At 48.6% G+C, this 8526-nt stretch carries 5 protein-coding genes and 1 pseudogene (1 of these 6 only partly in view); 1 reads left to right on the top strand and 5 read right to left on the bottom strand.

Annotation, left to right across the window (positions count from 1 at the left end):
• Nucleotides 1-174: 174 nt before the first annotated feature.
• Nucleotides 175-981, top strand: a complete 807-nt coding sequence (locus tag G1ANC_RS01120; protein WP_129693199.1) for a prephenate dehydratase domain-containing protein — start codon at nucleotides 175-177, stop codon at nucleotides 979-981.
• Between the two features lie 5 nt (nucleotides 982-986).
• On the opposite strand, the gene G1ANC_RS01115 is transcribed toward G1ANC_RS01120, so the two are convergent.
• The 5 genes and pseudogenes from G1ANC_RS01115 to G1ANC_RS04220 form a co-directional block, all read right to left on the bottom strand.
• Nucleotides 987-3245, bottom strand: coding sequence for a DNA translocase FtsK 4TM domain-containing protein (locus tag G1ANC_RS01115; RefSeq protein ID WP_129693198.1), 2259 nt, complete (start codon nucleotides 3243-3245; stop codon nucleotides 987-989).
• Nucleotides 3246-3333: 88 nt separating this feature from the next.
• Nucleotides 3334-4194: a hypothetical protein gene (locus G1ANC_RS01110; RefSeq protein ID WP_129693197.1), complete on the bottom strand. Its 861-nt coding sequence runs from the start codon at nucleotides 4192-4194 to the stop codon at nucleotides 3334-3336.
• A gap of 307 nt (nucleotides 4195-4501) precedes the next feature.
• Nucleotides 4502-6619 (bottom strand): ribonuclease J, encoded by a 2118-nt coding sequence (locus G1ANC_RS01105; RefSeq protein WP_129693196.1) that lies wholly within the window; start codon nucleotides 6617-6619, stop codon nucleotides 4502-4504.
• A 196-nt stretch (nucleotides 6620-6815) separates the two neighbouring features.
• The gene (locus G1ANC_RS01100; protein WP_164997953.1) at nucleotides 6816-7832 is read right to left on the bottom strand and encodes a YhgE/Pip family protein; all 1017 of its coding nucleotides are present in this window, start codon (nucleotides 7830-7832) and stop codon (nucleotides 6816-6818) included.
• Nucleotides 7833-8308: 476 nt separating this feature from the next.
• Nucleotides 8309-8526: pseudogene (locus G1ANC_RS04220) on the bottom strand (YhgE/Pip domain-containing protein); it runs 361 nt beyond the window's last position.

Here is an 8526-nt window from a genome sequence, read left to right as displayed (position 1 = left end):
CTCGCTGACACCAACACCATCTCTATTTACAGTCATGCTCCATATTTGCTAATTTGTCAAGTATATCTCCGCAACTATTTAGTCATTGCAATCATTGGATGCTTTACCAGAAGATTATAATACTTTTACCACCTAATTTTGCAGTCAAAATCGCAATTGTGCTATGATGCTAGAATGCATGTCGCAATCCAGGGCCAAGCTGGCTCTTTTCACGACCAGGCCGCCCGCCAATGGTACGGCGCTAGCGCCAAACTCGTTCCCTGCACAACCTTTAGCGAAGTCTTCGCCGCCTACGACAGCGGCGACGCCGACGCGATCGTTACAGCGGTCGAAAACACCCTATTTGGAAGCATTAACGAAGTTTACCGTTACATCGAGGAATGTAGTGCGCCAATCGTCGGCGAAATCAAGCTGCCTGTCGAGCAAATGCTAATTGGTCTGCCAAACGCCAAAATCAGTGATATTACTGAGGTTTATTCTCACCCGGTAGCTCTTTCTCAATGCCGCTATTTCTTACAGGAACACCTACCGCAGGCAACACCAATTGAATTTTTTGATACCGCTGGCGCCGTCGAATTTATCAAGCAAAACGGCTCCCGGCACTGCGCCGCTATCGCCAGCCAAACTGCTGCTGAATTATATAATTTGCCAATACTACAGCATTCCATCCACGACAATCCCGATAATATCACCCGCTTTTTGGTAATTGAACCGTCTAATGCGCCTGCTGATGCTAATCGTGCTTCTCTGGTCATCACCACCGACCATCAGCCTGGCGCCCTCGTCGAGGTATTACAAATATTCGCCAAACGCCATATCAATCTCGCCAAATTACAATCGCAGCCAATCGTCGGTCAGCCTTGGAAATATAAGTTTTTTATTGTCGTCGACTGCGCTGGACAACCGCTTTATCAAGCTATCCGCGACATTGAGCGCAGCAATCACGAGGTGACTGTCCTCGGCGAATATGTCGGTGTTTAGTAATCCTAGAAATCACCGCCAGCTCTAATCTCGTCCACGCTAGATATCAATACTTCGCGCGGCCGCGAACCATCAGCTGGACCAATAATTCCTTGCTCTTCCATTTCTTCAATGATCCGTGCTGCTCGCGAGTAGCCGATTCGTAGCTTCCGCTGCAATAACGACGTCGAGGCTTTGCGCATCTGCACTACCACTTGCACTGCATCTTTGAACATATCGTCGCCACTATTACCACCGAAGTCCATCACTACGCCGCCCTTACCGTTTAGCTGCACTGGCTGGCTAACGATTTCATCATTGTACTGAGGCGGCGCCTGCATCCGCAGCTGATCAGTAATTTTGTTCACCTCGCTGTCCATCACCCAAGCGCCCTGAATACGCTTCGGCTTCGGCATACTAGCAGTTTTAATCAGCATATCACCTTGGCCCAGCAATTTCTCGGCGCCAGCCTGGTCGAGAATTGTCTGGCTATCTGTCTGGCTAGCTACCGTAAAGGCGATCCGCGCCGGCACATTGGCCTTGATGAGACCAGTAATCACGTCAACGCTCGGACGCTGCGTCGCCAGCACCAGATGAATACCAACCGCCCGCGCCTTCTGCGCCAAGCGAACAATCAGACCCTCGACATCGCGCTTAGCTACCATCATCAGATCAGCCATCTCGTCAATCACAATCACAATATACGGCATTGTACCTTCATCAACTTGCTGTACATTACCCTTTTCATCGGCAACGCCGATTTTCTTGCCTTTTGCTTTCGCGCGCTCATTATATGTTTTGATATCGCGTACTCGTTCCTCGGCCAGCAAGCTATAGCGACGTTCCATTTCGTTAACCGCCCACTTCAGTGCGCTCATTGTCTTTTCTGGCTCGACAATCACCGGCGTTAATAAGTGCGGTATATCTTGATACGGTGCCATCTCGACCTGCTTCGGATCAACCAAAATCAACTTCATATCGCTCGGTGCGTTACGATACAGCAAACTGCACAGTAGCGTATTAATCATCACCGATTTACCAGAGCCTGTCTGTCCGGCGACCAGCAAGTGCGGCATTTTGTTAAGCTCCCCGACAAACGGCAGCCCCGAGATATCCTTGCCGATTGCGAAACTTAGCGGTTCCTTGCGGCGGCGCCATTCAGCGCTCTCGAGGATTGAACGGATACGCACGTCGGCCGCTTTCTTGTTCGGCACTTCGATACCGACAGCTTTTTTACCTGGAATCGGTGCTTCCATGCGCAAGCTCGACGCTGCCAAATTCAGCGCAATATTGGTTTCTAGCGCCGTAATCTTGCTCAATTTAATACCAGCCGGCGGCCGCAGCGTATACTGAGTCACTTTCGGGCCGATATTAGCGCCTTCCATATCGACGTTGATATTAAATTCGCGTAAAGTATCCTGGATAATGCGCGCATTCTGCTTGATATCGCCCGCATCAGCTGGCGCTTCTTTCTTTTCAAGCAAATCAAGACCAGGAAATTGCCAGTTCGGGTCGCTAACCGCCAGCATCGCCATTTTGTCGTCGCGATCGGCTTCGGCTTTTTTAGCTTGCGGTTTGATTTTAAGCTTCGCACTTTGCTTGCTATCATCTTGTGATACTGTCGGTACGCCTTCATTAAGCTTGAAATCGTCCATCTTGCCGTGATCATCCTCGGCAGCTTTGCGCATAACCTGGACATTAGCTTCGTTCTCTGCCTTTTCGTTGCTAGATACTGCTGTCTTGAACATTCCTGCGATATCACTAAACCGCATTTGCAACACAAACAATAGCGTAATCGCAATCAGCAAAATATAAACAAAGACACCAACTGGTACATTAACCAGCGACAAGACAACCGAGTTCAATCCATCACCAACAACACCGCCAGTCGACGGCGCACCCTTTTCGCGAAACAGCCCGAATAAGCCGCTGAACCAAATAACTATCAAAATTGAGGCAAATTTCATGACTGCTGGCAATCGGTTGTTTTCGGCGCCAAATATTCTAACAGCTACATACAAACCGACAACTGGCACTATATAAACCGCCCAGCCAATCGTTCGCTTAGACACTTCTAGCATTTGATTAAGCAATGGACCGCCCGCACCGAACCACGATACCACCAGCAGTACCGATAGCGCCATCAATAGCACCGCCGCAACTTGCGGCCAAAACCCAGAGGGTACTTCATGCTGCGGTGCTGGTGCTTTCGCTGCTTTGCTAGCGCGTGCTGTACGAGTTGTTTTAGTCGATTTTCGAGTTCGCGTCGTCTTTTTCTTTGCCATAACCGTTACCTATTGTACTCTGTTTATATCTAAAAGGGTATACTACTATTGTAGCATAAATTACTACAAAAAGCAATAGCGCTATCTGTTAGTACGAGCGGCTGTCTGAGGAATCTAACTTTCTATAAACAGTCGCCCAGTCTAGACCAAGAGTATAAACTTTACCTGTTCCTACGACCTGCGCGCCAACCAATACTGCTGCTGTCGAATCCGCACCATAAGTCTCTGATAAATAATCAAGTACACTCAAGCCGCTTGGATAGCGCAAATCTGGAAAATATTGGCGCAGTTCTGCGATACTTCCTTTGACAAGCTCAGCTTTCTCTCTGCTAGACTCAAGGTTTACCATTGAACTCAATACATAGCCATCTTGCCGCAATGATTCCGCACAAGATTCAAACCACTCAACAACCCTTTCTACATCACCTCCAGACATTCTCTCAATACCAGCTACCCTAGCAGCCTCTTTTTTACGTTTTTCTTCGTTCGCTTGATTTGTCTTAGCGTCATCAAGCAGACGTTTTAACTGCTCTCTCTGTTCTTCCTCTGTTGACCTAAAGAACCTATCACTTTCTTGAACTTTTCTGTCATATCTATGCTTACTTCCAAATACAATAGAACCTTTGATGTTTCCTTCATTAAAACCAAGAGCTTCCAATATGGCCAGCCTTTCTAAAGCCGAACTTCCTAGTTGAAGAGGTTTACACAGAAAGCTATCCCCAGGCAACTCACCACTAAGTACTTGTCTTTCTATCCCATATTTTACCCATCCGGATCTTTCTGTATATCTTGCTAGTTTACTTTCCCTATCTTCTGGAGGTATTTTTCCTAGTCTAATCCCTTTGTCTATTAGTTTTTCCGCTGCCTGCTTTTTACTATCTTTAATGTCTACTTCTACCCGTAAGCCTGCCAGCTCCAACACTTCTTCATATCCAGGTTCTGCCCGCAATTCGTCTGCCTTATCAAAGACAGCCAGCGCCTCCCGCGCTTGCGGATTGAGCTGATCTCTTGGCGGAAGTATAGGCCAGGCGTCCGGACGAGATTTTTCAAAATAAACTCTAACTTTTGGATTTGGCGTAGACCACGGTTCAATTGCAGCGAGTTCTGGACAAACACTAATACTTGCTAATGGCGTTGATAAAGATGGGGGGTAGATTCAATATTCTTCATGTCTTGATCGTAACTAAAAATAGTTAATGTATCAATTTTATGTTACAATATCTAATTTTATCTAGAAAACCTCATGTACATATCTGTTAGTACGAGCGGCTGTCTGAGCGGTCGCGCGGCACTACTGTCTCGGTATCAGGGGTCTGTTTGCGCGGGAAACGCTTGCCTGACGGCTGCGGCATCAACGGCTGGCCAGCAGATTTAGTTTGCGGGGCGCGGCCGTGTGCTTTCGCTGCGCCGCCAACTTCATTAACTACTGGAATGACAATCGGCGTTCGTCGCGTCTGATCATACAAAATATGCGTTACTTCGTCTTTGATTTCTTTTTTGACCACCTCTATGTCATACTTACCAGAGAAACTACGCGCCGCTTTCTGCTTGAGATATTGGCGGATCATTCCCATTAACTCTTCATTATCGCGCATATAAATAAACCCGCGGCTGATAATGTCTGGACTAGTCAAGAGCCGCCCCGTACCGCGCTGAACCGTCAATATGACTATAAATATACCTTCTTGACTCATGTGGATACGGTCTTTGAGCACCACTTCGCTGACTACCGCGCCAGCATCATCATACATCGTACCGCCAGAGTGAACAATGCGGCCAATTTTATGCGCGCCATCGCTAGTAAACTCAATGATATCGCCTGGATCACAAACAAATATATTTTGCCGCGGAATACCGCATTCTTTCTCGGCCAAGCGTGCATTATGCACTAGCATATGAAACTCGCCGTGATTAGGCAGATAGTACTTCGGTTTGACCGCATTAATCACCCGCACGTGGTCATCGTAATAGCCGTGACCCGATAGGTGCAGCGGCCCGATACCAGTTAGGTGTGTTTTGCCATTTTGAATAATCTCGCCACCCTCGCGCATCAGGCCATCAACTGTCCGCACTACGTATTTTTCATTGCCAGGAATTGGATTCGAGCTCAGCACTACCACATCCGAACCTTTAATTTTAACGTATTTGTGCGCCCCCGTCGCCATCCGATTGAGCACCGCATTGAACTCGCCTTGGCTGCCAGTACAGACGATTGTTATCTTGTTATCAGGCAATTTAATCAAATCTTCCATCTTAACGACGGTATCTTTCGGCACTTTAATCACACCCGAACGCAACGCCACCTCTAGGTTCTGAATCATACTAAAGCCAGCAAACGCTACTTTGCGATCATGCTTTTTCGCTTCCTCGAGAAGTAGCTGAATTCGATGCAATTGGCTAGAAAAGCTACTGACAATAATCCGGCTCTTCGACCACTTATCCATCACCTCGCCCATACTGTGCTGAATATCGAATTCACCGTGCGTATGCGTACCGTCGCTTTCACAGTTAGTCGACTCGTTCATAAACAGCAAGAAGCCTTCTTTCTCGGCGATTTCGCTAATCCGATTAAAATCGAATTTCTTGCCATCGACCGGATTTTCTTCAATACGCCAGTCGCCGCTCGAGAGGATATTACCAACTGGCGTCCGCACCACTACGGCAGCTGCATCTGGAATCGAGTGATTAACGCGTACCAGCTCAACGCTAAATGAATCACAAAGTTGTACAGTATCATGATTTTCTGGATTTAATTCGTGGTATTCTGGCGTGAAAGCGCCGTCTGTCTCTTCCATCGTCCGCTGTAGCATGCCAAGCGTGAACTTCGTGCCATAAACTGGTGCTGGCAATTTCGGGATGATATGCCGGAATGCGCCAATGTGGTCGAGATGGCCGTGCGTAAAGACGTGCGCTCGAATCCGATGCTTATTTTCTTCCAGCCACTGAGTATCAGGAATTATATAATTTATACCCGGATAATCGCTGCCCGGGAACAAGAATCCCATATCAATGACGATGATATCGTTGTCGTATTCAATCGCCGTCATGTTCTTGCCGATACCCATCTCGCCGACACCGCCAATCGGAATCACCTTTAGCGTTGGCCGCGGCGCCCGCGGACGTTTCGGCTGATCTTTTAGACTGAATTGCCTGCCGCCATAGCCGTTGTATACCGATTTGTTGACCGGCACATTAATCAGATGCTGGCTAGCCTGCGCATTCACGCCTTCCGACATCCGCCGCTGCGCCCGAAAGACTTCGCCTTTGCGCGTAGTTGTCGCATTCAGTACAGTATTGGTTGATTTTTGTTTAACCTGCAAAGGGCGTTTACCAGTATCGTCACCTTTGGGGGTTGCCAGTCGCCGCTGACCCATATTGTTATACTCCTTTTTTATTACAATAATCTAAAAACCAGGTAGAGAGGTGCTTTTATTCGCTAGAAATCCCTCTCGTTAGTAGCTTTATTTTAGCAAACTGCCCGTATTTTGTCAAAAATGACCGCGTATCAACCAAAATGCCAGCGCCGTTTTTTTCAGCGACGCTGGCATTTCTTAAAAATCTCAAAGAGAATTAATCGTCGCCATCCACCGAAGTATGAGCGAATTTGCGCTTGCCGCGGTAGATAAAGAAACCGATTGTCAACAAGTTAGCCGCCAGCAAGAATCCAGCTAGCACCCACATGCTATCGCTATAGAACGAACTGCCTAAGCCTCCCGAAATAGCCTGGCGCAGCGCCCGAATAGAATAAGTCATCGGCACCAGCGGATTGACTGCCTGGAAAAAGCCATTGGCTGTTTGAATCGGGAATGTTCCCTCGCTCGAACCCAGCTGCAGCACTAATAGCACCATCGCCAGGAAGCGTCCTGGATTGTCCAGCACAATCACCAACAGCGACACGATCGACATATAGACAAACGACGTCAAATAAATCGCCCCGATGAAGTTCACTGGATGATCTGGCACTAGACCCAGGCAATAAACCATGATCAGCATCAAAATTGTTGCCTGAACAAAAGCCGCCACGCCAGTAACCGAAGCTTTGGCCAGCCACCAGCGAAAGGCGTTCTCTTGCTCGGCAAAAGTTTTGCGGATTGGATAAATAATATTCAGAGCAATCGCCCCGACAAACAAGCTCAGCGACAACACGTACGGCGCCAGCGCGTAGCCGTAATTCGGCACGTCGCCCCGCTTGGTCGTTTCCGACTTCACCGGATTCGCCATCTGCTGCTGGGTGGCTGCGCCAGTTGGTTGTATTTTGAGTTGCTGGGAAGCGTCTGTTAGTTTCGTAGCCAGAGTATCCGCGCCGCCCGCCAGCTGCGACGCACCATTCGTCAGTACACCAGAGCGGCTATCCAACAGCCGCGCGCCATTCGCTAGCTGTTGGCTGCCAGTTTGCGCCTGTGCCAGACCGTTTGTTAGCGATGACGAACCAGCCAGCAACTGATTATTCGCTGCTCTTACGCTGTTATAACCATTAAGAGCAGTGATTGCATTTGGCGCCAGCTGGTTAACGCCGTTGTTCAGCGTAGAGACGCCGGTTTGTAATTGTGCTTGTTGAGTTGACAGACTTTGAGTGAGTATCTGCAAATCTTTAAGNAGCGCGGCCGCTTGAANNCTNATCGTTTGCGTTTTANTAAGTGCCNGGGAAAGCTGGCTAATTTGCGGCAAAGTTATGGTTGTCGAACCGCCAGAANNTNCCGCATNANNTCCNANTGNNTGCAGCGTCCCGCCTGCTNCCGNNAANTCCGCNGNNGNCGNTTGCATAGTTTGCGCCAAAANNNGCGCNTCNCTCTGCACNTTNNTCTGCTGANTNACNAGCNTNGGCGATGGATTATNNACGCTNGNATTTAATTGATTAAGGNCTGCCTGCANCTGNTTCATNCCGTTTGTTAACTGCGCAACTTGCGATTCGCTTGGCAAACCGTTCGACAATTGNCNCAAGCCTGCCTGNAATTGGCGCGATCCATCGCCGAGCCNCGCTAAACCATTAGCCATCGCCCGCTGATTTACCGCCAATTGCCGNACGCCNCCAGNGTAAGTTTGCGNNCCNNCTTGCANNNNCGTCAAACCANCATGCAAAGTAGCTGNGCCNCACCNCNAGCCGNCGTTTCCAANCCGCNGCCNAGNTTANNTACATTNTCNANCANNCCNTTAGCGTACGCCTGAGTNATTTGCTCNGCCACCGACGTTTTGACTTTTTCAGCCGCTTGATTACTGACCAGCGAACCNATATAGTTCTTGGCTGGCGTAGTCGTGTAGCGAATCACCGCNTGCTGCGGTT

It is taken from the genome of Candidatus Nanosynsacchari sp. TM7_ANC_38.39_G1_1, from assembly GCF_004138385.1.
This window is presented reverse-complemented; position numbering and strand designations above follow the sequence as displayed.